23 protein-coding genes and 1 pseudogene are annotated in these 23,065 nt (G+C 68.5%); 17 read left to right on the forward strand and 7 right to left on the reverse strand.

The features are described 5' to 3' along the window. Positions 1-5 precede the first annotated feature (5 nt). The 5 genes from JHD77_RS23295 to hpaC all read left to right on the forward strand — a co-directional run bounded on the left by JHD77_RS23295 (position 6) and on the right by hpaC (position 4,922). Positions 6-1,391 carry an aspartate aminotransferase family protein gene (locus JHD77_RS23295; RefSeq protein WP_003104538.1) on the forward strand — a complete coding sequence of 462 codons (1,386 nt, stop codon included), beginning with the start codon at positions 6-8 and terminating at the stop codon, positions 1,389-1,391. Then, entirely contained in the window at positions 1,388-2,149 is a 762-nt protein-coding gene (locus tag JHD77_RS23300; RefSeq protein WP_191519400.1) for an SDR family oxidoreductase, read from the forward strand. The genes JHD77_RS23295 and JHD77_RS23300 overlap by 4 nt, the downstream gene beginning before the upstream one ends. A 212-nt stretch (positions 2,150-2,361) precedes the next feature. Continuing rightward, entirely contained in the window at positions 2,362-2,652 is a 291-nt protein-coding gene (locus JHD77_RS23305; RefSeq protein WP_003093387.1) for a DUF2218 domain-containing protein, read from the forward strand. 165 nt (positions 2,653-2,817) lie between these two features. Continuing rightward, positions 2,818-4,380 carry a 4-hydroxyphenylacetate 3-monooxygenase, oxygenase component gene (gene hpaB, locus JHD77_RS23310; RefSeq protein ID WP_023091037.1) on the forward strand — a complete coding sequence of 521 codons (1,563 nt, stop codon included), beginning with the start codon at positions 2,818-2,820 and terminating at the stop codon, positions 4,378-4,380. Positions 4,381-4,409: 29 nt separating this feature from the next. Beyond that, a complete protein-coding gene (hpaC, locus tag JHD77_RS23315) occupies positions 4,410-4,922 on the forward strand; it encodes a 4-hydroxyphenylacetate 3-monooxygenase, reductase component (protein ID WP_003093392.1) in 513 nt (170 codons plus the stop codon). Positions 4,923-4,965: 43 nt separating this feature from the next. Here the strand turns inward: hpaC and JHD77_RS23320 are convergent, their stop codons facing one another. Further along, positions 4,966-5,745, reverse strand: coding sequence for a helix-turn-helix transcriptional regulator (locus JHD77_RS23320; protein ID WP_003111029.1), 780 nt, complete (start codon positions 5,743-5,745; stop codon positions 4,966-4,968). Between the two features lie 569 nt (positions 5,746-6,314). On the opposite strand from JHD77_RS23320, the pseudogene JHD77_RS32450 reads away from it, so the two are divergent. Next, positions 6,315-6,806 (forward strand): annotated as a pseudogene (locus JHD77_RS32450) (flavin reductase family protein); the annotation flags it as partial. 118 nt (positions 6,807-6,924) lie between these two features. Next, positions 6,925-8,037, forward strand: a complete 1,113-nt coding sequence (locus JHD77_RS23330; protein ID WP_003119104.1) for a Rieske 2Fe-2S domain-containing protein — start codon at positions 6,925-6,927, stop codon at positions 8,035-8,037. A gap of 9 nt (positions 8,038-8,046) precedes the next feature. Here JHD77_RS23330 and JHD77_RS23335 read toward each other — a convergent pair whose 3' ends face one another. Both JHD77_RS23335 and JHD77_RS23340 read right to left on the reverse strand, forming a co-directional pair. Beyond that, positions 8,047-8,463 carry a PaaI family thioesterase gene (locus JHD77_RS23335; RefSeq protein ID WP_003104529.1) on the reverse strand — a complete coding sequence of 139 codons (417 nt, stop codon included), beginning with the start codon at positions 8,461-8,463 and terminating at the stop codon, positions 8,047-8,049. Between the two features lie 47 nt (positions 8,464-8,510). Next, the gene (locus JHD77_RS23340; RefSeq protein ID WP_003093398.1) at positions 8,511-9,470 is read right to left on the reverse strand and encodes a helix-turn-helix domain-containing protein; all 960 of its coding nucleotides are present in this window, start codon (positions 9,468-9,470) and stop codon (positions 8,511-8,513) included. 318 nt (positions 9,471-9,788) lie between these two features. Here JHD77_RS23340 and JHD77_RS23345 point away from each other — a divergent pair, with 318 nt between their 5' ends. The 6 genes from JHD77_RS23345 (at position 9,789) to JHD77_RS23370 (ending at position 16,670) form a co-directional block, all read left to right on the forward strand. Next, complete coding sequence (locus tag JHD77_RS23345; RefSeq protein ID WP_191519399.1) at positions 9,789-10,322, forward strand: 2,4'-dihydroxyacetophenone dioxygenase family protein; 534 nt, start codon at positions 9,789-9,791, stop codon at positions 10,320-10,322. 70 nt (positions 10,323-10,392) lie between these two features. Next, positions 10,393-11,652, forward strand: a complete 1,260-nt coding sequence (locus JHD77_RS23350; protein WP_003113027.1) for an MFS transporter — start codon at positions 10,393-10,395, stop codon at positions 11,650-11,652. Beyond that, on the forward strand, positions 11,649-12,707 hold the full coding sequence (locus JHD77_RS23355; RefSeq protein ID WP_023090343.1) for a 2,3-butanediol dehydrogenase: 1,059 nt from the start codon (positions 11,649-11,651) through the stop codon (positions 12,705-12,707). Before JHD77_RS23350 ends, JHD77_RS23355 begins: the two co-directional genes overlap by 4 nt. A gap of 14 nt (positions 12,708-12,721) precedes the next feature. After that, a complete protein-coding gene (locus tag JHD77_RS23360) occupies positions 12,722-13,447 on the forward strand; it encodes an SDR family NAD(P)-dependent oxidoreductase (RefSeq protein ID WP_031755685.1) in 726 nt (241 codons plus the stop codon). Positions 13,448-13,531: 84 nt separating this feature from the next. Beyond that, positions 13,532-14,836 carry a carbohydrate porin gene (locus JHD77_RS23365; RefSeq protein WP_003093407.1) on the forward strand — a complete coding sequence of 435 codons (1,305 nt, stop codon included), beginning with the start codon at positions 13,532-13,534 and terminating at the stop codon, positions 14,834-14,836. A 154-nt stretch (positions 14,837-14,990) separates the two neighbouring features. Continuing rightward, entirely contained in the window at positions 14,991-16,670 is a 1,680-nt protein-coding gene (locus JHD77_RS23370) for a GMC family oxidoreductase (RefSeq protein WP_003118209.1), read from the forward strand. Here JHD77_RS23370 and JHD77_RS23375 read toward each other — a convergent pair whose 3' ends face one another. Then, the gene (locus JHD77_RS23375; RefSeq protein WP_031755687.1) at positions 16,671-16,931 is read right to left on the reverse strand and encodes a DUF2790 domain-containing protein; all 261 of its coding nucleotides are present in this window, start codon (positions 16,929-16,931) and stop codon (positions 16,671-16,673) included. A gap of 356 nt (positions 16,932-17,287) precedes the next feature. Between JHD77_RS23375 and bfmR the strand changes: the two genes are divergently transcribed. From bfmR to JHD77_RS23395, 4 genes are all read left to right on the forward strand, one after another. Beyond that, positions 17,288-18,028, forward strand: a complete 741-nt coding sequence (bfmR, locus tag JHD77_RS23380) for a two-component system response regulator BfmR (RefSeq protein ID WP_003113023.1) — start codon at positions 17,288-17,290, stop codon at positions 18,026-18,028. Then, positions 18,025-19,329, forward strand: a complete 1,305-nt coding sequence (locus JHD77_RS23385) for a sensor histidine kinase (protein ID WP_031755688.1) — start codon at positions 18,025-18,027, stop codon at positions 19,327-19,329. The genes bfmR and JHD77_RS23385 overlap by 4 nt, the downstream gene beginning before the upstream one ends. A gap of 129 nt (positions 19,330-19,458) precedes the next feature. Beyond that, positions 19,459-20,088 (forward strand): ferric reductase-like transmembrane domain-containing protein, encoded by a 630-nt coding sequence (locus JHD77_RS23390; protein ID WP_031755690.1) that lies wholly within the window; start codon positions 19,459-19,461, stop codon positions 20,086-20,088. A 31-nt stretch (positions 20,089-20,119) separates the two neighbouring features. Beyond that, entirely contained in the window at positions 20,120-20,629 is a 510-nt protein-coding gene (locus tag JHD77_RS23395) for an HvfX family Cu-binding RiPP maturation protein (protein ID WP_003113020.1), read from the forward strand. A 252-nt stretch (positions 20,630-20,881) separates the two neighbouring features. On the opposite strand, the gene JHD77_RS23400 is transcribed toward JHD77_RS23395, so the two are convergent. The 3 genes from JHD77_RS23400 to JHD77_RS23410 form a co-directional block, all read right to left on the reverse strand. Continuing rightward, positions 20,882-21,637 carry an HvfC family RiPP maturation protein gene (locus JHD77_RS23400; protein ID WP_003118207.1) on the reverse strand — a complete coding sequence of 252 codons (756 nt, stop codon included), beginning with the start codon at positions 21,635-21,637 and terminating at the stop codon, positions 20,882-20,884. Beyond that, positions 21,630-22,460 (reverse strand): HvfB family MNIO-type RiPP peptide maturase, encoded by an 831-nt coding sequence (locus JHD77_RS23405; protein ID WP_003118206.1) that lies wholly within the window; start codon positions 22,458-22,460, stop codon positions 21,630-21,632. The genes JHD77_RS23400 and JHD77_RS23405 overlap by 8 nt, the downstream gene beginning before the upstream one ends. 74 nt (positions 22,461-22,534) lie before the next feature. Then, on the reverse strand, positions 22,535-23,002 hold the full coding sequence (locus JHD77_RS23410) for an HvfA family oxazolone/thioamide-modified RiPP metallophore (RefSeq protein WP_003118205.1): 468 nt from the start codon (positions 23,000-23,002) through the stop codon (positions 22,535-22,537). Between the last annotated feature and the right edge of the window lie 63 nt (positions 23,003-23,065).

Consider the following 23,065-nt stretch of genomic DNA (forward strand, 5'->3'; position numbering starts at 1 on the left):
CGCCCATGGACACCACCTTCGGCCTCGACCTGGCCCGCGTCGAAGCGCTGTTCAAGCGCGAGCTGCGACGCTTCGACGAACTGCATCCGCGCTCCGCCCAGGCCTACCGGGAAAACCGCCGCCACTGGCTGTACGGCGCACCGTTGCACTGGATGCAACAGTGGCCGGGCAACTGCCCGCTGCTGGTGAAGGAGGCCCAGGGCGCGCGCGTCACCGACATCGACGGCCAGCAGTACGTCGACTTCGCCCTCGGCGATAGCGGCGCCATGTTCGGCCACGCCCAACCGGCGGTGGCCGACGCCATCGCCCGCCAGGCGCGGCGCGGCTCGACCCTGATGCTGCCGACCGAGGACAGCCTGTGGGTCGGCGCCGAACTGGCGCGGCGCTTCGGCCTGCCCTATTGGCAGGTGACCACCTCGGCCACCGACGCCAACCGTTTCGTCCTGCGCCTGTGCCGGATGCTCAGCGGACGTGACAAGGTGGTGGTGTTCAACTGCAACTACCACGGCAGCGTCGACGAATCGCAGGTGGAATTCGACGCCGCCGGGCGCATGGTTCCGCGCGCGGGCGTTCACCCCAATGGCGTACGCCACGACGCCACCACCCGCCTGGTGGAGTTCAACGACCTCGACGCGCTGGAGGCCGCCCTCGCCCATGGCGACGTCGCCGCGGTGCTCACCGAACCCTTCATGACCAACGTCGGCATGGTCCCGCCGGCCGAAGGCTTCCACGCCGGCCTGCGCGAACTGACCCGCCGCCACGACGTGGCGCTGATCATCGACGAGACCCACACCATCTCCTGCGGTCCCGCCGGCTATAGCGGCGCGCACGGCCTCGAGCCGGACTTCTTCGTCCTCGGCAAATGCATCGCCGGCGGCATTCCCAGCGCCGTCTGGGGATGCAGCCAGGCGCAGGCGGAGCGGATCTGGGCGGTACTGCCGCACTTCCGACCGGGGCAGGCGATCAACCATTTCGGCTTTGGCGGCACCCTGGCCGGCAACGCGCTGCAACTGGCGGCGATGCGCGCGACCTTCGCCGAAGTGATGACGGAGGACGCCTATCGGCACATGTTCCAGCTCGCCGCGCAGCTCGAGGCGGGCGTCCGCGCGACGCTCGAGGAACTGCGCCTGCCCTGGCACGTGACGCGCATCGGCGCGCGCGTCGAGTACCTGTTCATGACCCGCGCCCCACGCAACGGCGGCGAGGCCCACCACGCACGCAACGGCCTGGTCGAGGCCTGCCTGCACCTCTACCTGCTCAACCGCGGCGTGCTCTTGACGCCATTCCACAACATGGCGCTGACCTGCCCGGCGACCCGCGCGGAGGACGTCGAACTGCACGACCGCCTGCTCCGCGATTGCCTGGGCGAACTGTTGGAGCGCCCATCGTGAGGCGCTTGGAGAACCGCGTCGCGCTGTTCACCGGCGCCGGCCAGGGCATCGGCCGGGCCATCGCCGAATGCTTCGCCGCCGAAGGCGCCAGGGTGCTGCTGGCGACGCGTACCGCCAGCCGCGGCCAGGCCGTCCTAGAGGCGATCCGCCTGGGCGGAGGCACGGCCGAACTGCTGGCCGTCGACCTGAGCGAGCACGACGCCGCGAGACGAGCGGTGAGCGCGACCCTGGAGCGCTTCGGCCAGTTGGACATCCTCCTGCACAACGCCGCTGCCTTTCCCCAGTGCGCCCTCGCGGAACTGGACGAAGGCACCCTGGAACGGACCCTGGCGGTGAACCTGAAAAGCTGCTTCCGGCTGACCCAGGCCGCCCTTCCCGCCCTGCGCCGCAGCGTGGCCGGGCGCGTCCTGGTGACCTCCTCGGTGACCGGTCCGCGCACGGCGATCCCTGGGCTCTCGCACTATGCGGCGAGCAAGGCCGGGGTCAACGGTTTCATCCGCGCCGCCGCGCTGGAGCTGGCCGGCGACGGCATCACCGTCAACGGCGTCGAGCCCGGCCTGGTCGCGACTCCGGCGCTGGGCAGCCTCGGCGACGCCGCCGCGCTGGCCGCGCACATCCCCCTCGGGCGTGTCGGCCAGCCGCTGGACATCGCCCTCGCCATGCTCTTCCTCGCCTCCGACGAGGCGAGCTACATCACCGGGCAGACCCTGGTTGTGGATGGCGGCGCGTTGCTGCCGGAAAACGGCGGGCTGGCCTGAAGCCGCTGGCGTTCGCCCTCTCCCTCCAGAGAGAGCGCCTTCCGACGTATCCGGCAAACACTTCCGCCGGCTCCGGTAGGGCGCTCGCCCTGTCCCACGGACAAGGGCCGACCATTTGCCGGGCGATTATCGAAAGCCCCTGCAAAATGGATGAATAAGAATGACTCTCAGCAGGTTAGTATCGGAAATCCCCAACCGAGAGGATTCGCTTCATGTTCCGCTCCACCTCCCATGTCCGTACCGAATCGGCGGCACGCTACGTCAATCGCCTGTGCAAGCACTGGGGCCACAAGTTCGAAGTCGAACTCACTCCCGAGCGCGGCTTCATCGACTTCGGCGACTCCAACTGCGAGCTGCTCGCCCACCCCGACCATGTCCTGATGATTCTCAACAGCCCCGACGAGGACAGCCTCGCCCACATGCAGAACGTGGTAGCCGATCACCTGCAACGCATGGCCAACAGCGAAAGCCTGGAGATTGCCTGGCAGCCCGCCGAAAGCTGAACGCGCCGCCACCCGGCCGCCCTTCGCGGCCGGACGCCGGGCGTCACGCGGGGCCATGGAAAGTGCAATTCATTCCCCGGAAAAGCCATTCAGCTCGCTCCGCCCCCGTCCCATCATCCCCTCCAGGCGCTCTCGCGCAGATAACAACAATGACTGGAGACGATGATGAAACCCGAAGATTTCCGTGCCTCTGCCACCCGTCCGTTCACCGGCGAGGAGTACCTCGCCAGCCTGCGCGACGACCGTGAGATCTACATCTACGGCGACCGCGTCAAGGACGTCACCAGCCACCCCGCCTTCCGCAACGCGGCCGCCTCCATGGCCCGGCTCTACGACGCCCTGCACGATCCGCAGAGCAAGGAAAAGCTCTGCTGGGAGACCGATACCGGCAACGGCGGCTATACCCACAAGTTCTTCCGCTACGCGCGCAGCGCCGACGAACTGCGCCAGCAGCGCGACGCCATCGCCGAGTGGTCGCGGCTGACCTACGGCTGGATGGGCCGCACCCCGGACTACAAGGCCGCCTTCGGCAGCGCCCTCGGCGCCAACCCGGGCTTCTACGGACGTTTCGAGGACAACGCGAAAACCTGGTACAAGCGCATCCAGGAAGCCTGCCTGTACCTCAACCATGCCATCGTCAACCCGCCGATCGACCGCGACAAGCCGGTGGACCAGGTCAAGGACGTGTTCATCTCGGTGGACGAGGAAGTCGACGGCGGCATCGTCGTCAGCGGCGCCAAGGTGGTTGCCACGAATTCCGCGCTGACCCACTACAACTTCGTCGGCCAGGGTTCGGCGCAACTGCTCGGCGACAACACCGACTTCGCCCTGATGTTCATCGCGCCGATGAACACCCCCGGCATGAAGCTGATCTGCCGCCCCTCCTACGAACTGGTGGCGGGTATCGCCGGATCGCCGTTCGACTACCCGCTGTCCAGCCGTTTCGACGAGAACGACGCGATCCTGGTGATGGACAAGGTGTTCATCCCCTGGGAGAACGTACTGATCTACCGCGACTTCGAGCGCTGCAAGCAGTGGTTCCCCCAGGGTGGCTTCGGCCGGCTGTTCCCGATGCAGGGCTGCACCCGCCTGGCGGTCAAGCTCGACTTCATCACCGGCGCCCTCTACAAGGCCCTGCAATGCACCGGCTCCCTGGAGTTCCGCGGCGTGCAGGCGCAGGTCGGCGAAGTGGTGGCCTGGCGCAACCTGTTCTGGTCGCTGACCGACGCCATGTACGGCAACGCCAGCGAATGGCACGGCGGCGCCTTCCTGCCCAGCGCCGAGGCCCTGCAGGCCTACCGCGTGCTGGCGCCGCAGGCCTACCCGGAGATCAAGAAGACCATCGAGCAGGTGGTCGCCAGCGGCCTGATCTACCTGCCCTCCGGCGTTCGCGACCTGCACAATCCGCAACTCGACAAGTACCTCTCCACCTATTGCCGCGGCTCCGGCGGCATAGGCCACCGGGAGCGGATCAAGATCCTCAAGCTGCTCTGGGACGCCATCGGCAGCGAGTTCGGCGGCCGCCACGAGCTGTACGAGATCAACTACGCCGGCAGCCAGGACGAGATCCGCATGCAGGCCCTGCGCCAGGCGGTCGGCAGCGGGGCGATGAAGGGCATGCTCGGCATGGTCGAGCAGTGCATGGGCGACTACGACGAGAACGGCTGGACCGTGCCGCACCTGCACAACCCGGACGACATCAACGTGCTCGATCGCATCCGCCAATGACGCCCGCGTCGCCTCCGGAGGTTATCCCCATGTCCCAGCTCGAACCCAGGCAGCAAGCCTTCCGCAACGCCATGGCGCATCTTTCGGCGGCGGTCAACGTGATCACCAGCAACGGCCCGGCCGGACGCTGCGGGATCACCGCCACCGCGGTCTGCTCGGTCACCGACAGCCCGCCGACGCTGATGCTCTGCATCAACCGCAACAGCGAGATGAACACGGTGTTCAAGGCCAACGGTCGACTCTGCGTGAACGTCCTCAGCGGCGAACACGAAGAGGTGGCCCGCCACTTCGCCGGCATGACCGAGGTCCCGATGGAACGCCGCTTCGCCCTCCACGACTGGCGCGAGGGCCTCGCCGGGTTGCCGGTGCTGCACGGCGCCCTGGCCAACCTGCAGGGACGCATCGCCGAGGTCCAGGAGATCGGCACCCACTCGGTGCTGTTGCTGGAACTGGAGGACATCCAGGTCCTCGAACAGGGCGACGGCCTGGTCTACTTCAGCCGCAGCTTCCATCGCCTGCAGCGAGCCTGCCGAGCCGCCTGACCCCTCTCTCCGGAGCCGCCCCACAGGCGGCGTCCGGCCCTCCTCAGCCCTGCACCAGGGCGAAAAGCTGGCTGCGAAAATGGATGTCCAGGCGGGCAAAGGCGCGGTTGCGGTAGGTTTTCACCGTGCTTTCCTTGAGCCCCAGCTCGGCGGCGATACCGGCATGGCTCAACCCGCGCAGCAGGTGCAGGCAGACCGCCAGCTCCTGGGGTGTCAGGTCCGTCGCCCGGTGCAACAGCGCCAGCCGCCACTCGTCGGTCGCGCTGCGTCCCCGGCGCAAGGCCAGGTGCCCCCTCAGCAGTTGCAGCAGGGCCGGCACCCACTGCTCGAAGGCGGCGATCTCGCGCTCGCTGAAATAGCCGTCCTCGCGGTGCCGGTAGAGATTGAACAGCAGCGGCCGGCCTTCCTCGTCCCAATGCAGGCTCGACAGCCGCTCGCTCAGGCCATTGTCCCGATAGATCGCCTCGCGGTAAGCATCGAACTCGATGTCCTCGGCCAGCAGGTGGCCCAGCAGCGGCACCGGGCCGCGGCGCTGGCGCTGCATGCGCAGGAACAGCGGGTCATGGCTGTGGTAGTACCGCGAATAGGCCTGCCAGCAGCGCCACACTAGTTGCGCGTCGCGATGGCGAGTGCCGGCCAGGAGCAGTTCGGGGCGCGGTGCACCGATGCGCAGCACGTTGAAATGACGGGCGGCAACCCAATGGCCAAGGGTTTCCAGCAGAGCGGCGGGGAAGCCTTCGCCACCCAAGGCGCAGGCCAGCTCGACGAAGGGGCGCAGGTCCGCCGACGGCGACCCCGGCGGGGCATTCCAGAAGCTGATCATGGTTGCGGGCACGCATCGTTGTTCTTGTTGTAATGGGTGAGGAAGGGCAGGTCCTGTCCAGGCCTCGACCGACACGTTAGCAACCGCGACGGACGCCGGTAAACCCGCTGTCCACCTCTGGGGGGACAGGCCGGCACTGGAGGAGCGCTAGCCTCGCTGCATGTCTGCCGAAGGAACCCCCGACAATGAGCGCATCGCCTTCCTCCCGCCTGCACCTGCAGGTCACCGATTTCCGCGCTGTTGCGCGCGACGTGGTGCTGGTCGAGCTGGCCGCCGTGGACGGCACCGAACTGCCGGCCTTCACCCCCGGCGCGCATCTGGAGCTTCACCTGGGCAACGGCCTGATCCGCCACTACTCCCTGCTCAACGACTGCCGCGAACGCCAGCGCTACCAACTGGCGATAGGCCTTGGCGACGACAGCCGTGGCGGCGCCCGCTTCATCCACCGCCAACTGCGCACGGGCGACCGCCTGCACGCGGCGGCACCACGCAACCACTTCATGCTGCGCGAAGACGCCGCGCGCTACTGTTTCGTCGCTGGCGGCATCGGCATCACCCCGATTCTCTCGATGGTTCGCTGGTGCCAGGCGCAGGGCAAGGACTGGCGCCTACTGTATGCGGTCCGCGAACGCCAGCGCGCAGCCTTCCTCGCCGAACTGATGACGCTCGGTGGCGAACGGACGCGGCTGCATTGCAGCGACGAAGGCGACCCACTCGACAGTACCGCGCTGATCGCCGGCCTAGGTGCCGACGAAGAACTCTACTGCTGCGGACCCGACGGGTTGATGCAGGCCATCCGCGACGCCGGGAGCGGCTGCGCGGAACGCCTGCACTTCGAACGCTTCGACGCTCCAGTAGCGCCGGCGTCCTCGTCCGGCGGCACCGACGCCTTCCGCCTGGAGTTGCGCCGCAGCGCCCTGAGCCTGCGCGTCGAAAGCCACCAGAGCATCCTCGAAGTCCTCGAGGAACAGGGCCTGGAGCCTCCCTACGCCTGCCGCGCCGGGATATGCAGGACCTGCGAGACACGCGTCTGCGCCGGCGAGCCGGAGCACTTCGACCATGTGCTTTCCGACACCGAGCGGGCCAGCGGGGAAACCTTGCTGATCTGCGTATCACGCTGCCGCGGCAACTACCTGGAACTCGATCTCCGACCCCGAAGAACAACCACGGAGACGCCTCATGAGCCTGCCCAACGCCAATCTCATCGCCAGTTCACGCAAGGCCGCCGCGCAGATGGCCACGCGCGACACGTCGTTCATCTTCAACGAGTGGTACGTCGCCGCCTTCGCCGAGGAGGTCGGCCGCGAACTGCTCGCGCGCACTCTGCTCGGCAAGCGCGTGGTGCTCTATCGCACCCTCGCCGGCCAGGCGGTAGCCCTGGAAGACCGCTGCGCGCATCGCTCCTTCCCGCTATCGCGCAGTCGCCTGGAGGGGGACGGGATCGTCTGCGGCTATCACGGTTTCCGCTACGACAGCCAGGGCGAGTTGATCGAGACACCGTCGCAGAAAGCCTGTCCGCGCGGCGTCGGCATCCGTCACTACCCGCTTCTGGAGCGCGGCCCGCTGGTCTGGATTTGGCTCGGCGACCCGCGACTGGCCGACCCGAAGCGACTGCCGCAGCGGCCCTGGCTGGAGGATCCGGGCTGGGCCTGCTCCAAGGGCTACTTCCTACACCCGGGCAACTACGTGAGCATGCACGAGAACCTGATGGACCTGACCCATCTCACCTACCTCCACGCCAATACCATCGGCACCCCGGATTACGCCGGGGCGCCCTATGAGCTGGACCTGAAGGAAGGCCACTACCGGCTGGTACGGCACGTGCTGCCGACCACCCTGTCGCCGGTCTGGGGCCGCACCACCGGCCTCGACGGCTGTCCCACGGCGGCGCGCATCACCACCTCGGAGTTTCTCTCGCCAGGCCTGCACCAGGTCAGCGCGACCTTCTACGACACAGCCCTGCCCGCCGAGCGGCGACCGGAATTCCACATCCGCACGGCGCACATCCTCACCCCGGAGACCCACGGCAGCATGCACTACTTCATCGTCCACGGACGCGATTTCGCCCAGGACGACGAGACCGTCGGCGCTTTCATGCACGAGCAACTGTTCGCCGCCTTCGTCGAGGACGTGGAAGGCCTCGGCGCGCTGGAAAAGGTACTCGCGGAGGCCGATGAGGATAGCTACGAGATCTCCGTCGCCAGCGACGCGCCGGCGGTGGCCACCCGCACCTACCTCAAGCGCCGCGCCGATGAGGAAGCGCGCCAGCGCGCGGCGCACCGGGTGGCCTGAGCGCCGCCCTCAGCGGCGGTGCGCCGGCGGGATCGAGTAGGTGCCGACCACATGGGCGACCGGTTCCGCGTCGCCTTCGGAGAACAGCGAGACCTCGCCCATCGCCAGGGTCTTGCCGACCTTCATCAGGCGGCACTCGGCGACCACCCGGCGGTCCGCCGCGGGACGCCGCAGGAAGTTGATGGTCAGGCTGGTGGTCACCGCCAGCGGGACGATGCCGATCTCGCCCAGCACCGCCACGTACAGCGCGACATCGGCGATGGCCATCAGGGTCGGCCCGGAGACCGTGCCGCCGGGGCGCAGGTCGCTGGCGTCGACCGCCTGCCAGACCGTGGCGCTACGCTCGCCGACGGCTTCGACCACGACCCGGGTCTGGGGAAATTCGCGCTGGATGAAACGGGCGATCTGCTCTTTCTTGTCGGTCACGGAACGGGTCCTTGGCAGTAGGAGGAGGAAAGGTACGGTAGTCGGGTCTAGCGGCCACGCGCCTCGCTCGGCGTCATCCCGTAGCGCGCCTTGAAGGCCCGGGCGAAATGCGCCTGGCTGGAGAAGCCGTGGCGATAGGCGACCTCGGCGACATCCAGGCGCCGGCCCTGGGGCGAAGCGAGCAACTGGCGGGCCCGCTCCAGGCGCCGCTCCTGCAGGTAGCGCCCGGGCGAGCTGCCTTCCTGGGCGAACAGCCGCGCCAGGTGCCGGCTGGAGACGCCAGTGGCGGCGGCCACCCGCTCGCAGCTCAGGGCGGGTTCGTCGAGATGCTGCTGGATGTACTGCTTGGCCGCCAGCAGGTAGGACGCGCCCAGGGCGCTGGCACGGTGCTCGCCGGCATGGTCGCTGATGATGCTCGCCAGCAGGTCGTAGGCTTCCTCCTGGTAGCGCTCGGCATCCTCGCCATGGGGGCTGTCGAGGAAATCCCGGGTACGCTCGCCGAGGGTCCGCACCAGCAGGCGCTGCACCGGGCTTTCCGCGCCGATCTTCAGCGGTCCCTTGAAGTCGCGCAGGCAGCGCTCGGCGAAATCGTCCTGGGGAATGTCGAAGATGAACTGCCGCATCGGTCCGGAAAAACCGAACAGGTAGGGCTTGTCGGTCCGGTAGATAACCAGCTCGCCCGGTTGCAGGAGGTTGCAGCCGTTGTCCTGGTAGAAGAACGACTGGCTGCCCTGCACCAGGGAGACGAAGATCGACTCCTTGGGCACTGCGCGGATCATCGAGCGGTCGCGCTCCACCACGTGCTCGTTGCCGCCGATGCGGGCCAGCCGCAGGCGTTCGAGGCAGAGGTTGTCCTGGGTGGCGGCGAAGCCGGCCTGGGAATACGACGAACATTTCAGGCCAACCAGGATGGAAGCGTTGTAGTCCTCCCAGAACGCCAGCCGCTGCTCCAGGGGAATGTCCTGGGTGCTGGCCCGCCGGGTTTCGAGCAAGGCATGTGCGGGCATTTTTATTCTTCTCGTCGAACGCTGCGTGGACCTCCCGGACCTCAGGCAAGGCCTCCGGGGCCAGGCGCCGGGCCGCTCCGCCGACCTGTCGCGGTCGGTCGGCGAGGCGCCTGGCACCCCGTCATTAACATCTGAATCCTTTCCTCCGTCAATCGCCCTCCAGCCGGCTCCGACGCTGGGCAGGCCAGCTTGGCGGCGCGTCGCGGGTCGCGCCAGGCCATGTCCGAAAAGCGCAAGCTTCCTGGCCGCCAGGGTCAAACCCGGAGGCCCGCCCATGGCTAGAGTCGGCTCGACGATAACAACGACAGAGGCCGCCCCATGCCCGAACTCGCCACCCGTGAATTCTGGAAAGACCTGCAACCGATTCCCGACTGCTTCAAGCCGGACGCCACGCCCGAGGTCTACCTGCGCAACGCGCCGACCGAGGACGAGCGCCTCTACGTGCCCTTCACCGAGACCGTGAAGTCGCGTCCGCTGTGGATCTCGCCAAGCGAAAACCGCTGGTGCGACATCCTGATGGCGACGAGCGCCGGCCTGGTCAACCGCCACTACCACCCGCACGAGGTGTTCGCCTACACCATCAGCGGCAAGTGGGGCTACCTGGAGCACGACTGGACCGCCACCGCCGGCGACTTCGTCTACGAGACGCCCGGCGAGGGCCACACCCTGGTGGCCTACGAGCACGAGCAGCCGATGCGTGCATTCTTCATCGTCAAGGGACCGCTGGTCTGGCTCGACGAGAAGGGCAACGCGGACGGCATCTTCGACGTCCACGACTACATCGCGATGTGCCGTGAGCACTACGACAAGATCGGCGTCGGCGCCGCCTACATCGACTCCCTGTTCCGCTGACCCCGGGCGCGCGCCGCCCTGGCGGACGCGCGCCTCCCCGCCGGCCGGCCCGCCCGGCCTGGAGACCGACATGGCGCATAACAACAATTCCGCCAGTTACGAAAACGTCCTGCTCTGCGTGCTGTTCCTGACCTTCGGCTTCGTCTTCTTCGACCGCCTGGCGCTGTCCTTCCTGTTTCCCTTCATGGAACAGGAGCTGCAACTGAGCAACAGCCACCTGGGCATGCTCTCCTCGGTGCTGGCCCTGGCCTGGGCGGTATCCGGCGCGCTGGTCGGCGCCTGGTCCGACCGCCGCGGGCAGCGCAAGCCGCTGCTGATCGTGGCGGTGATCCTGTTCTCGCTGTGCTCGGCGCTGTCCGGGCTGGTCGGCGGCTTCCTCAGCCTGCTGCTGTTCCGCGGCATCATGGGCCTGGCCGAGGGGCCGATCCTACCGCTCTCGCAATCGCTGATGGTCGAGGCCTCCTCGCCGCATCGCCGCGGCCTCAACATGGGCCTGCTACAGGGCTCGGCGGCCGGCCTGCTCGGCGCGGTGATCGGCCCGCCGCTGCTGGTGGCCCTGGCCGAGGCCCTCGGCTGGCGTCACGCCTTCATCGTCTCGTTGCTGCCGGGCCTGCTGATCGCCTGGCTGATCTGGCGCCATGTGCGTCCCGATCCGCCCCGCGCGCAGCGCCCGGCGCCGCGCGCGGAGGAAGCGAAAGGCAAGCGCCTGGCACTGCTGAAGAGCCGCAACATCCTGCTCTGCACCCTGATCAGTTGCGTATTCGTCACCTGGTTCATCGTGCTGATTTCCTTTACCCCGACCTTCCTGGTCAACGCCCGCGGCTTCAGCCCGGCGACCATGGGCAGGCTGATGAGCTGCCTGGGCGTCGCCTGGGTGGTCTGGGGCTTCGCCGTACCGGCGATATCCGATCGCATCGGCCGTCGGCCGACCCTGGTGGCGTTCTCCCTGCTCGCCGCGTGTTGCCCGCTGGCGCTGCTCTATGCGCCGAACGCGACCAGCCTCGGCCTGCTGTTGCTGCTGACCTACACCGGGCTCGGCTGCTTCACCCTGTTCATGGCGACCATCCCGGCGGAGACCGTCTCGCGCGGCGTCATCGCCACCGCCCTCGGCCTGATCATGGGCCTCGGCGAACTGGTCGGCGGTTTCCTCGCGCCGACCGTGGCCGGCTTCGCCGCCGACCGCTTCGGCCTGTCCATCGTCATGTGGATGTCCTGCGGCGGCGCCCTGCTCGCCGCGTTCCTCTCGCTGTTCCTGCGCGAAACCGCGCCCGCCGTGCTGGCGCGCCAGCGCAGCGCGCCTACCTCCGTCCTGCAAGGAAACCAACCATGAAAGCACTGCGCTGGCACGCCGCCCGCGACCTCCGCCTGAGCGAACTGGAACGCCAGGCGCCGCGGCCCGGCGAAGTCGAACTGGAAGTCGCCTACTGCGGCATCTGCGGCAGCGACCTGCACGAATACCAGAGCGGCCCGCACTCGATTCCCCAGGCCGAGGCGCACCCGCTGTCCGGTTGCCGCGCGCCGCTGACCCTCGGCCATGAGTTCTGCGGCGTGGTCGCCGCGCTCGGCCCTGGCGTGGAGGGACTGCGCATCGGCGACCGCGTCGCGGTGGAGCCGGAATACCGCTGCGGCGAATGCCGCTACTGCCGGGAAGGCCGCTACAACCTCTGCGAGTCGATGGGCTTCATCGGCCTGATGGGCGACGGCGGCTTCGCCGAGCGCGCGCGGGTGCCGGCCTACATGCTGCACCGCCTGCCGGACGCGGTGGGCTTCCGCCAGGCCGCCGTGCTCGAACCGGCCGCCGTGGCCCTGCACGCGCTGCGCCGCAGCAGCCTGGCGCCGGGCCAGCGCTGCGCGGTGTTCGGGCTCGGCCCGATCGGCCTGCTGCTGGTGATGCTCGCCCACCTGCGCGGAATCGAGGACATCGTCGCGATCGACGTCAGTCCCGAGCGCCTCGCCCTGGCCGGGGAGTTCGGCGCCAGCCGGGCGCTCGACGCCCGCGACGGCGACACGGCGGCGCGCCTGCGCGAGGGCGGCGCGCTCGACTGCGCCTTCGAGGCCGCCGGCAGCCAGGCCAGCCTCGACGCCGCCCTGGCCAGCCTGCGCAAGGGTGGCGAGCTGGTGCTGGTGAGCCTGATGGGCGAGGTCCGGCTGGACGCCTTCGACCTGGTCAACCGCGAACTGCGCCTGCTCGGCAGCGTCGGCTACCGCGACGCCTACCCGGAGCTGATCGCCCTGCTCGCCGACGGCCGCCTCGACCTGGCCCGCGCAGTGACCCGCAGCGTGCCCCTGGAGCAGGCCGTCGAGCACGGTTTCGAGGCCCTGCTGCGCGACAAGTCGCAGCTCAAGGTGCTGGTCAATCCCAACCCGGCCCTGGCCGACGCCTGAAGGAACGATCGCCGATGGTTTTCCAACACGATATCTACGCCGGCCAGCAGGTGCTGGTCACTGGCGGCAGCTCCGGCATCGGCGCGGCCATCGCCATGCAGTTCGCCGAACTCGGCGCCGAAGTCGTCGCCCTCGGCCTGGACGCCGACGGCGTGCACGCACCGCGTCATCCGCGGATTCGCCGGGAAGAACTGGACATCACCGACAGCCAGCGCCTGCAACGGCTGTTCGAAGCGCTGCCGCGCCTGGATGTGCTGGTGAACAACGCCGGCATCAGCCGCGACCGCGAGGAATACGACCTGGCTACCTTCGAACGGGTGCTGCGCCTCAACCTGAGCGCCGCCATGCTCGCCAGCCAACTGGCCCGGCCGCTGCTGGCGCAGCGCGGCGGCAGCATCCTCAACATCGCCTCGATGTACAGCACCTTCGGTTCCGCCGACCGCCCGGCCTACAGCGCCAGCAAGGGCGCCATCGTCCAGCTCACCCGTTCCCTGGCCTGCGAGTATGCCGCCGAGCGCATCCGGGTCAACGCCATCGCCCCCGGCTGGATCGACACGCCGCTGGGCGCCGGGCTCAAGGCCGACGTCGAGGCCACCCGCCGGATCATGCAGCGCACGCCGCTGGCGCGCTGGGGCGAGGCGCCCGAGGTGGCCAGCGCCGCGGCCTTCCTCTGCGGTCCCGGCGCCAGCTTCGTCACCGGCACCGTGCTGGCGGTGGACGGCGGCTATCTCTGCGCCTGAGCCGCCTTCGCTCCGGATGCACCTGTCCGCTTGGGGCGGACAGCGATTCGCACGACAGAACAACAACAAGACGAGTGCCTTGCCATGAAAACCCTCCGCACCTTGCCGGCGCTGCTCTGCGCCGGTTTCCTCGGTCTCTCCGCGCAGGCCGCCGAAGACAGCCGCAGCGGCCCGCTGGCCGGGTTCGGCGAACGACTCCAGCGCCACGGCGTGAAGACCCACGCGCAGTTCTGGAGCCTGTCGCTGAAGAACCTCGACACCGGCCCGCGCCAGCACAGCTTCGGCAACAGCGGCGACCTGTTCCTCGGCGCCGACCTCGACCTCGCCACCCTCGCCGGCCTGGACGGCGCCTCGCTGCACATCGAGGAAACCCTGTTCATCCTCGACCGCGGCACCGGTCAGCCCACCGGGCCGAGCTGGCAGGGCGCGGTGGGCAGCTACTTCGGCGGCGCGCCGCTGCACAACGACATCGGCGCCAACCAGCTGAGCCTGCTCACCTGGCAGCAGCAGTGGCTGGGCGGACGCCTCGACAGCCATCTCGGACGGACCAATGCGCGGCGCTATTTCCTGATCTACAACTGCGAGACCGTGGTCACCTGCAACGACCCGATCATCGACGCCTCCACCGGCATCCTGCCGCCGCCCTACGGCGCCTGGGGCGGCTACCTGAAGTACCGGGCGACCCCGACCCTGTACCTGCACGCCGGGGCCTTCGAGTCCAACCCGGTGGATTACCTGAAGAAGCGCCATGGCCTCGATTTCGGCACCGACGACGCCAGCGGCACCAGCCTGCTGCTGGGGATCGGCGACAAGCGCGAGGAAAGCCTCGATCCCTACCGCTCGCACTATGAACTCAACGCCTACCTGAACACCGCCAACCAGGTCGACCCGCTCACCGGCGCCAGCGACCACGGCAGCGCCGGCGGCTTCTTCAAGTTCCAGCAGCTGTTCTGGCGCGCCGACGGCGGCCGCCTCGATTCGCCGAGGGCGCTGGGGCTGTTCGGCTCGCTGTCGGTATCGGCCGACGACAAGCAGCCGTTCCGTCATTTCGCCGAGCTGGGCCTGACCTACCATGCGCCCTTCGACCGCACGCGGGACAAGCTCAACCTCAAGGCCAGCTACCTGCGCCTGAACGATCACCAGCTGGAGTTCCAGCGCCAGGCGCGGATCGCCGCTGGCGGCGATGCGAAACTCGGCCAGCGCGACGTGTACGCCCTGGAAACCAATGCGCACATCGCACTGACCCCGCACATCGCGCTGGAGCCGTCGGTGCAGTACATCTTCAACCCGGACAACTACTACAACCCCGGCGCTCGCGAACTGAGCGGAGACGGTTTCGTCGTCGGCCTGCAACTGATGGTCGACATGGGCTCGCTGCTGGGGCTTTAGCGCGCCGCCTGGCAGCCTCGGTCAACCCCGCCGGCAGGCTGGGACAAGCGGCCGGGCGCGCTTCCCCGTCCAATGGAGTAGCGTCGCGCCCATGGGCGCGGGGCGAAAAAGAACGCCGGGCGAGGCCCGGCAGCACACCCAGAAAGGTGCCGACATGACTTCCACTGCCCGCCGTTCGTTCGACTACATCGTGGTCGGCGCCGGCTCCGCCGGTTGCGTCCTGGCCAACCGTCTTTCCGCCGATCCCGCCGTCTCGGTCTGCCTGGTCGAGGCCGGCCCCAGCGACCGCACGCCGCTCCCCGCCGCCTACATCCGCACGCCGGCCGGGATCATCCGCCTGATCGCCAACCCGAAGTGGAACTGGATGCATCGCTTCGCCGCCCAGCCCGGCACCGCCAACCAGCCGATCGCCTGCCCGCGCGGCAAGGTCTGGGGCGGCTCCAGCGCGATCAACGGGATGATCTACATCCGCGGCGACCGCCACGACTACGACCGCTGGGCATCCCTCGGCAACCGTGGCTGGAGCTACGACGAGCTGCTGCCCTACTTTCGCCGCTCGGAACATTTCGAGCCGGGCGAATCGCCCTGGCACGGGCGCGGCGGCGAATTGAACGTCGCCGCGCAGCGCAGCCCGGGCCCGATCAACCAGGTGTTCTTCCAGGCCGCCGAGGAAATGGGCTGGCCATACAACGCCGACTTCAACGGCGAGCGCCAGGAAGGCATCGGCCCGTTCCACGTCACCCAGGTCAACGGCGAACGCTGTAGCGCGGCGCGCGCCTTCCTGCACCCGGCCCTGGCGCGGCCCAACCTCACCGTGCTCAGCTCGGCGCTGACCCTGCGCGTGCTGCTGGAAGGTACCCGCGCCACCGGCGTGGAGATCAGCCAGGCTGGCGAGGTCGTGCAATTGCAGGCACGCCGCGAAGTGATCCTCAGCGCCGGCTCGATCAACTCGCCGCAGCTCCTGTTGCTCTCCGGCATCGGCCCGGCGGCGGAACTGGCGCGCCACGGCATCGTCCAGCGCCATGAGTTGCCTGGGGTCGGCGAGAACCTGCAGGACCACCAGGACATCGTGCTGATGTACCGCACCGAGGCCAAGCTCGGCTACGGCCTGGGCTTCTCGCCGAAGGGCTGGCTGCCGCTGCTGCGCTCGCCCTGGCAGTACCTGTTCGGCCGGCGCGGGGCGCTGACCTCGAACACCGTCGAGTCCGGTGGCTTCCTCCGCCTCGACCCACAGGCAGAGACCCCGGAGCTGGGTCTGATCGTCGCCCCCGCGCTGAAGAACCAGCCGCAGCGCCTGGTCCCCTTCGGCCACGGGGTCAGCCTGCACGTCGCGGTGATGCACCCGCAGAGCCGCGGGCGGGTCCGCCTGAACTCGCCGGACCCGCACGACCGGCCGCTGATCGAAGCCAACTTCCTCAGCCACCCTGCCGACCTCGATACCCTGGTCCGGGGTTTCCAACTGGTCCGCAAACTGGCCGCCAGCCGCAGCTTCGCCCGTCACCTCAAGGGCGAGCTGGTACCGGGCCCGCAGGTTTCCAGCCGCGGCCAGATCGAGGCCTGGATCCGCGCTAACCTGGGCACCGTGTTCCATCCGGTGGGCACCTGCAAGATGGGCCACGACCAGCTCGCGGTGGTCGACGACCAGTTGCGCGTGCACGGCCTGCAAGGCCTGCGGGTGGCCGATGCGTCGATCATGCCGACGCTGATCACCGGCAATACCAACGCCCCGGCGATCATGATCGGCGAGAAGGCCGCCGACCTGATCCTCGGCAAGCCGGCGCCCCATGCACCGCCCGCGCGACAACCGGCCGTGCAGGCTCTGGCCGGCGCCTGACTAGCCGCCCTGGCTGCAGGCGCTGGCGTACTTGCGGTAGGCCAGCGAATGCAGCTTGCCGGCGGAGTCTAGGTAGTCCATCCGTGCATCGACGATCTCGCAGGTGGTCGACGCCTGTTCCTGGGTCGCCACCACCTTGTGCACATCCAGCGGCATGCCGTAGCGGTAGCTTTCGGTCGGTACCGGTGCGGCGCCCTGGGCGGCGAACGCGGGAAGCGCAAGCGCGGCGAGCAGGGTGGTGGCGAGCAGGGTGCGAGTCATGGGGGATCTCCTGGCGGCAGGACCGCGTCGGTGGAAGGCGACATGCCTTCGTCGAGGCCTATTCCAGGCCGCGGAGTTGTCCCGGATGTGTCGCTGGAATGCCCGATTCGTCAGCCGCTGTATCGCCGCTGCCGGCCGATACATCGCCGTACATTCGCCGCCCCGCTCCCGCCGGACGAATCGCGCCCGGCGCCATCCGTCGTCTCCCCCGTTCGCGACAGCGACAACCGGGCTTTTTTGCACGCCCCGGTATTCGCCCCGGCTCCGGATACAGTGCAATACAAACCCCGGCAGGCAAGCGCCGCGGGCGCGGATACACTGCTTGCAAGCACACCAACCGCCACGGGAGCCAGGCAATGGAGCATGTCGATCACATCCTGATCGTCGACGATGACCGCGAGATTCGCGAGCTGGTAGGCAACTACCTGAAGAAGAACGGCCTGCGCACCACCATCGTCGCCGATGGCCGGCAGATGCGCGCGTTCCTCGAAGCCAACACGGTGGACCTGATCGTCCTCGACATCATGATGCCCGGCGACGACGGCCTGCTGCTCTGCCGCGAGCTGCGCGTCGGCAAGCACAAGGCCACGCCGGTGCTGATGCTCACCGCGCGCAACGACGAGACCGACCGCATCATCGGCCTGGAGATGGGCGCCGACGACTACCTGACCAAGCCCTTCTCCGCCCGCGAACTGCTTGCCCGGATCAACGCCGTGCTGCGGCGTACGCGGATGCTGCCGCCGAACCTCACCGTGAGCGAGAGCAGCCGGCTGATCGGCTTCGGCCAGTGGCAACTGGACACCAGCGCCCGCCACCTGCTCGACGACGCCGGCACCGTGGTCGCCCTCAGCGGCGCCGAGTACCGCCTGCTGCGGGTGTTCCTCGATCATCCGCAACGGGTACTCAGCCGCGACCAGTTGCTCAACCTGACCCAGGGCCGCGAGGCGGACATCTTCGACCGTTCCATCGACCTGCTGGTCAGCCGCCTGCGCCAACGCCTCGGCGACGACGCCCGCGAACCGGAGTACATCAAGACCGTGCGCAGCGAGGGCTATGTGTTCTCGCTGCCGGTGCGACTGGTCGAGGCCCATCCATGAAGCTCGCCGTGCCGCGCCCGCGCAGCCTCGCCGCGCGCCTGGCGCTGATCCTCTTCGCCGGGCTGGTGCTGGCCTACGGGCTGTCCTTCGCCTCGCAGTTCTACGAGCGCTACCAGACCGCGAAGCACATGATGCTCGACAGCCTCGAACAGGACGTGGCGATCTCGGTAGCCATGCTCGACCGCCTGACGCCCGCCGAGCGCGAGGCCTGGCTGCCGCGCCTGGAACGACGCACCTACCGCTATCGCCTCGACGCCGGCGAGCCCGGCCAGCCGCTGGCGCTGGCCGACGCGCCGGTTGCCGCGCACTCCATCGAACGCGCCCTCGACGGTCAATACCCGCTGACCCTGCGCACGGTGGCCGACAGCCGTCCGCACTTCCAGGTCCTCCTGCGCCTGCGCGACGGCAGCCCGCTGACCATCGACGTCACGCCGGCCCCGGTGCCGCTGTCCGGCTGGCTGCCGCTGGTACTGCTGGTGCAGTTGCTCCTGCTGCTGCTCTGCACCGGCCTCGCGGTGCGCACCGCCATCGGCCCGCTGACCCGGCTGGTGAAGGCCGTGGAACATCTCGATCCGAATCGTCCGGCACAGCCTCTCGCGGAAACCGGCCCACGCGAAGTGGCGCATGCGGCGGCGGCCTTCAATGCCATGCAGGCGCGCATCGCCGACTACCTCAAGGAGCGCATGCAGTTGCTCGCGGCGATTTCCCACGACCTGCAGACGCCGATCACGCGGATGAAGCTGCGCGTCGAGTTCATGGACGCCTCCAGCGACAGGGACAAGCTGTGGAACGATCTCGAAGAGATGCAGCACCTGGTCCGCGAAGGCGTGGCCTATGCCCGCAGCATGCACGGCAGCACCGAAACCAGTTGCCGGGTGGACCTCGACGCCTTCCTCGACAGCCTGGTCTTCGACTACCAGGACAGCGGCAAGCAGGTACAACTCGACGGCCGTACCGGCGCGGTGATCGACACCCGTCCGCACGCCCTGCGCCGGGTGCTGGTGAACCTGGTCGACAATGCGCTGAAGTTCGCCGGCGCCGCGCGCCTGGAAGTGGAACGCCGTACCGATGGCGGCACGCGAATCCAGGTGCTGGACAATGGCCCGGGGATTCCCGCCGAGGAACTCGACGAGGTGCTCAAGCCCTTCTACCGGGTGGAAAACTCGCGCAATCGCAACACCGGTGGCACCGGCCTCGGCCTGGCCATCGCGCAGCAGCTGAGCCTGGCCCTCGGCGGCCGCCTGACCCTGGCCAACCGCGCCGGCGGCGGGCTTTGCGCGCGCATCGAGCTGGACCCCTGAGGCGCCCGTACAGAGCGATACATAACCGCCCTCGGCGGACACACTGCGGATAAACCCGCTTGCAACACTCCTGGCCACGGGAAGCGGCGGCACATCGCCGAGCCGCTCCCGGCAACCAGGAGCCCCACCATGACCGTCCCAACCTCTCAATCCGCCTGGCACGGCTGGCGACTGTTCGCCGTCCTCGCCGTCGCCGTGCTGTGCATGACCGCCCTCGTCCTGGCTCTCCAGGCGCAACCGGTGGAGGGCCTGCGCAGCGCCATCCGCGCCACCGCGCGCAGTTCCTTCGCGCTGTTCCTCGCCGCTTTCCTCGCGTCCTCGCTGGCGACCCTGTTGCCCGGCCCGGGGACCCGCGCGCTGCTCCGTGAAAGGCGCTACCTGGGCCTGGCCTTCGCCTTCTCCCACGCAGTACACGCCTTGCTGATCCTGGCCTACTGGAAGCTGTTCCCCGAGACATTCTGGAGCGGCCGCTCGGTCGCGGCGAACATCCCCGGCTCGATCGGCTACCTGTTCATCCTGCTGCTCACCCTCACCTCCTTCCGCACCCCGGCCCGACTGCTCGGCCCACGCGCCTGGAAAGCCCTGCACTCGACCGGCACCTGGGTGCTGGCGGGCATCTTCTGCCTGTCGTTCTTCAAACGCATCCCCATGGGCGGCTGGTACGTACTGGCGTTCGCCACGATCTTCTCCGCCATCGTCCTCAAGCTCACCGCCAAGCTCGCCGTGCGCTTGCGTCGTCGCGACGTACAGCCGGCCTGACCCATCCACCGCCCTCAACGAGACATCGATCATGCAAGCATCCGACCTGCGCGCCTGGCGCCGACCCTTCGCCCTGCTCGACCGCTGCGGCGGCTGGAGCGCCGACCTGTCCCTGCGACTGTTCCTGGCCTGGGAGTTCTTCGAGTCCGGTTGGGAAAAGTGGAACGGCGAGAACTGGTTCGGCGATATCCAGTCGGCTTTCCCCTTTCCCTTCGACCGCCTGCCCGCCGCCTTCAACTGGGAACTGTCGCTGTGGGCCGAACTGCTCGGCGCGCTGTTCCTCCTGCTCGGCCTCGGTACCCGCCTGACCGCCCTGGTGCTGATCGTCGTCACCCTGGTGGCGACCGCCGCCGTACACTGGCCGGCGGAGTGGTCGAGCCTGGCGGAACTGGCCCGCGGCTACTCGATCACCGACCACGGCTTCGGCAATTTCAAGCTCCCGGCTATCTACCTGGCGGCGCTGCTGCCGCTGCTGTTGGCGGGGGCGGGGAAGCTGAGCCTGGACCACTGGCTCGGGCGGCGCCTGGGCCTGTCCCGCTAGGATTCGGCCAGCCACGGAAAAACCCCGGAACGCGATCGCCTCCGGGGTTTTTCACAGCAAGCCAGAACCATCCCACCCACCGCGTAGGGCGAATAGCGCCAACGGCGCTATTCGCCGATACACCGGACCCACCCCGGCGGATAACCGCAAGCGGTTATCCGCCCTACACCAAGACCGTCCCACCCACCACGTAGGGCGGATAGCGCCAAAGGCGCTATCCGCCGATGCATCGACTCCACAAGGGCTGCGTCGTCATCCGCCCGCCCAATCGCGTTCCAGGGTTCCGAGCACGACACCCTGGGTCCGCAACGCTGCCAGCAACTCCAGCCCCGCCGCGTCGAGCGCTCCGGGCGCACTCCGCGCCTCGAGCGCCAGCGCCGCCAGGTGCTCGCGCCCGCTCAGGCGCCGTCTCGCCAGCGACTCCAGCAGGCGGTAGGCCAGCGGAGTCAGGCGCGCGGTATGCACGCGATGCGAGGAATCGCGGTGCATCAACAGCAGGGTCGGTTCCGCAGGCGCTTCGGCGAGCGCGACGTCCTCTTCGAGCCGATGCACCGGCCAGCGATAGCCCAGCGGCAGCGCCAGGCTCGACAGCAGCGGCACCCCGTCGAGCAGGTCGCCTTCACGCCGATACGGCGGATCGTCGGGCTCGGCCAGGTAGAGGCGCGTTTCGCTCCATTCGAAGTGGGCCAACTCGGCTTGCCACGCCGGCCGATACTCGCCCCGCTGCCGCAGGTAGTCGACGAAGACCCCGGCGATACGGGTGAACAGGGGGGTATGGCTTCTCTCCTCGCGATAGAACTCGCGCACCAGGCCATGCCACTGCTGCTCGCCAAGCAGCCCGCGCAAGCGCGGGAAGCCGCTGGCAAGGAGGCCTTCGATGGCGTTGTAGAACAGCTCGCGGTAGACCCGCAGGCGACGTTCTTCGATGTCCGGCGGCGGCGCATTGCCAAGCGGGTCGCGCAGGTGCCGGGCGAGGCTGAACTGCTGTTGGCGCAGGCGCTCATCCATGACGGCGTCCCTCGTCGCGTTGCCATTGGCGGATCTGCTCCACTTCCAGCAGCAGTTCGCCCAGCGGCGGATAGTTGAAGTCCCGCTCGAGCAGGGTCGGGCGCACGCCGAAGCGACGATAGGCGGCTCCGAGCAAGGCCCAGACGCCGGGCTTCACGGCGGCACCATGGGTGTCGATCTTCAGGTCCGGCGCCTCGTCGTAGTGCCCCGCCACATGGTAGGCGGCGACCCGCCCGGGCGGCAGCCGGGCGAGGAAGTCGAGGGCGTCGTAGCCGTGGTTGCAGGCGTTGACGAACAGGTTGTTGACGTCCAGCAACAGGTCGCAGTCGGCCTCGTCGAGTACCGCGTTGACGAACTCGATCTCGCTCATCTCCCGGTACGGCGCTGCATAGTAGGAAATGTTCTCCACCGCGATGCGCCGCTCCAGGCGTTCCTGCGCCTCGCGGATGCGCGCCGCGACGTGACGCACCGCGGCCTCGGTGAACGGCAGCGGCAACAGATCATAGAGATGGCCATCGTCGGAACAGTAACTGAGGTGCTCGCTGTACAACGCGACCCGGTGGCGGACGAGGAAGCGTCGGGTCTGCTCGATGAAGGCGGCATCCAGCGGTGTGGAGCCGCCGAGGGACAGCGAGAGACCGTGGCAGGTCAGTGGAAAGCGCTCCACCAGGCGCTCCAGGTCGGCACCGAAGGCACCGCCGACGCCGATCCAGTTGTCCGGCGCGCATTCGAGGAAGTCCACCGCGCCGGGCGCCATCGCCAGCAGTTGCGGAAGCAGGCCGCGCCTCAGGCCGAGGCCGGCGGCGTTGTCGATCAGGGTCATGGGATAGCTCCGGAAACGGCGACGCCCCCGCTTTCCCAGGGGAAAGAGAGGGCGCCGCCAGGGTGTGGAAAGGCTCAGTGCCGGCCTTGCTCCAGCTTGCTGAACAGCCCGGCGGGCATCGGCTTGCCGTTGGCCTCGTAGGTCTTGCGCAGGTGTTCGTAGGCCTCGGCTTCGGAAATGAAGCCGTCATGGTCGCTATCGATGCTGTCGAACTCACCGGCACGGTCCTTGGCCACCGCGAGGAACTCGGCGCGCGAGACCTTGCCATCGTGATCGGTGTCGGTTCGGGCAAAGGAGGCGTCGCCGCACTTGCCCTCCCCGCACTTGCCCTCGGCGCCGGCCTTGGCCGGGATCTTCGCGGAGCCGCCGCTACCACACTTGCCTTCTCCGCACTTGCCTTCGCCGGCGCTCGCCGCCGCCACTTGCAGCCCCTGGCCCAGCGGCTCGACGGCGAACGCCGAACCGCCGAGCAGCATTCCCCCCACCAGTACGGCACCGAGCAGGCTGGCGGAAGTCTTTTGACGCGAATCGAAAACGGACATGCTTCTTCTCCACAGTAAACGCGGCCGGGCCGCAGGCGCGGCGCTGGTGGGCGCCGGTACGAA

This window comes from Pseudomonas sp. P20 (assembly GCF_016463925.1).
GTDB classification, from domain to species: domain Bacteria; phylum Pseudomonadota; class Gammaproteobacteria; order Pseudomonadales; family Pseudomonadaceae; genus Pseudomonas; species Pseudomonas aeruginosa.

Excerpts from the sequence above, each read along its gene's own strand:
- JHD77_RS23305 (WP_003093387.1), top strand. The coding sequence starts at position 2,362 with ATGTTCCGCTCCACCTCCCATGTCCGTACCGAATCGGCGGCACGCTAC.
- bfmR (WP_003113023.1), top strand. The coding sequence starts at position 17,288 with ATGGAGCATGTCGATCACATCCTGATCGTCGACGATGACCGCGAGATT.
- JHD77_RS23395 (WP_003113020.1), top strand. The coding sequence starts at position 20,120 with ATGCAAGCATCCGACCTGCGCGCCTGGCGCCGACCCTTCGCCCTGCTC.
- JHD77_RS23385 (WP_031755688.1), top strand. The coding sequence starts at position 18,025 with ATGAAGCTCGCCGTGCCGCGCCCGCGCAGCCTCGCCGCGCGCCTGGCG.
- JHD77_RS23295 (WP_003104538.1), top strand. The coding sequence starts at position 6 with ATGGACACCACCTTCGGCCTCGACCTGGCCCGCGTCGAAGCGCTGTTC.
- JHD77_RS23355 (WP_023090343.1), top strand. The coding sequence starts at position 11,649 with ATGAAAGCACTGCGCTGGCACGCCGCCCGCGACCTCCGCCTGAGCGAA.
- JHD77_RS23320 (WP_003111029.1), bottom strand. The coding sequence starts at position 5,745 with ATGATCAGCTTCTGGAATGCCCCGCCGGGGTCGCCGTCGGCGGACCTG.
- JHD77_RS23405 (WP_003118206.1), bottom strand. The coding sequence starts at position 22,460 with ATGACCCTGATCGACAACGCCGCCGGCCTCGGCCTGAGGCGCGGCCTG.
- hpaB (WP_023091037.1), top strand. The coding sequence starts at position 2,818 with ATGAAACCCGAAGATTTCCGTGCCTCTGCCACCCGTCCGTTCACCGGC.
- JHD77_RS23400 (WP_003118207.1), bottom strand. The coding sequence starts at position 21,637 with ATGGATGAGCGCCTGCGCCAACAGCAGTTCAGCCTCGCCCGGCACCTG.
- JHD77_RS23340 (WP_003093398.1), bottom strand. The coding sequence starts at position 9,470 with ATGCCCGCACATGCCTTGCTCGAAACCCGGCGGGCCAGCACCCAGGAC.
- JHD77_RS23330 (WP_003119104.1), top strand. The coding sequence starts at position 6,925 with ATGAGCCTGCCCAACGCCAATCTCATCGCCAGTTCACGCAAGGCCGCC.
- JHD77_RS23365 (WP_003093407.1), top strand. The coding sequence starts at position 13,532 with ATGAAAACCCTCCGCACCTTGCCGGCGCTGCTCTGCGCCGGTTTCCTC.
- JHD77_RS23375 (WP_031755687.1), bottom strand. The coding sequence starts at position 16,931 with ATGACTCGCACCCTGCTCGCCACCACCCTGCTCGCCGCGCTTGCGCTT.
- JHD77_RS23390 (WP_031755690.1), top strand. The coding sequence starts at position 19,459 with ATGACCGTCCCAACCTCTCAATCCGCCTGGCACGGCTGGCGACTGTTC.
- JHD77_RS23350 (WP_003113027.1), top strand. The coding sequence starts at position 10,393 with ATGGCGCATAACAACAATTCCGCCAGTTACGAAAACGTCCTGCTCTGC.
- JHD77_RS23360 (WP_031755685.1), top strand. The coding sequence starts at position 12,722 with ATGGTTTTCCAACACGATATCTACGCCGGCCAGCAGGTGCTGGTCACT.
- JHD77_RS23410 (WP_003118205.1), bottom strand. The coding sequence starts at position 23,002 with ATGTCCGTTTTCGATTCGCGTCAAAAGACTTCCGCCAGCCTGCTCGGT.
- hpaC (WP_003093392.1), top strand. The coding sequence starts at position 4,410 with ATGTCCCAGCTCGAACCCAGGCAGCAAGCCTTCCGCAACGCCATGGCG.
- JHD77_RS23345 (WP_191519399.1), top strand. The coding sequence starts at position 9,789 with ATGCCCGAACTCGCCACCCGTGAATTCTGGAAAGACCTGCAACCGATT.
- JHD77_RS23370 (WP_003118209.1), top strand. The coding sequence starts at position 14,991 with ATGACTTCCACTGCCCGCCGTTCGTTCGACTACATCGTGGTCGGCGCC.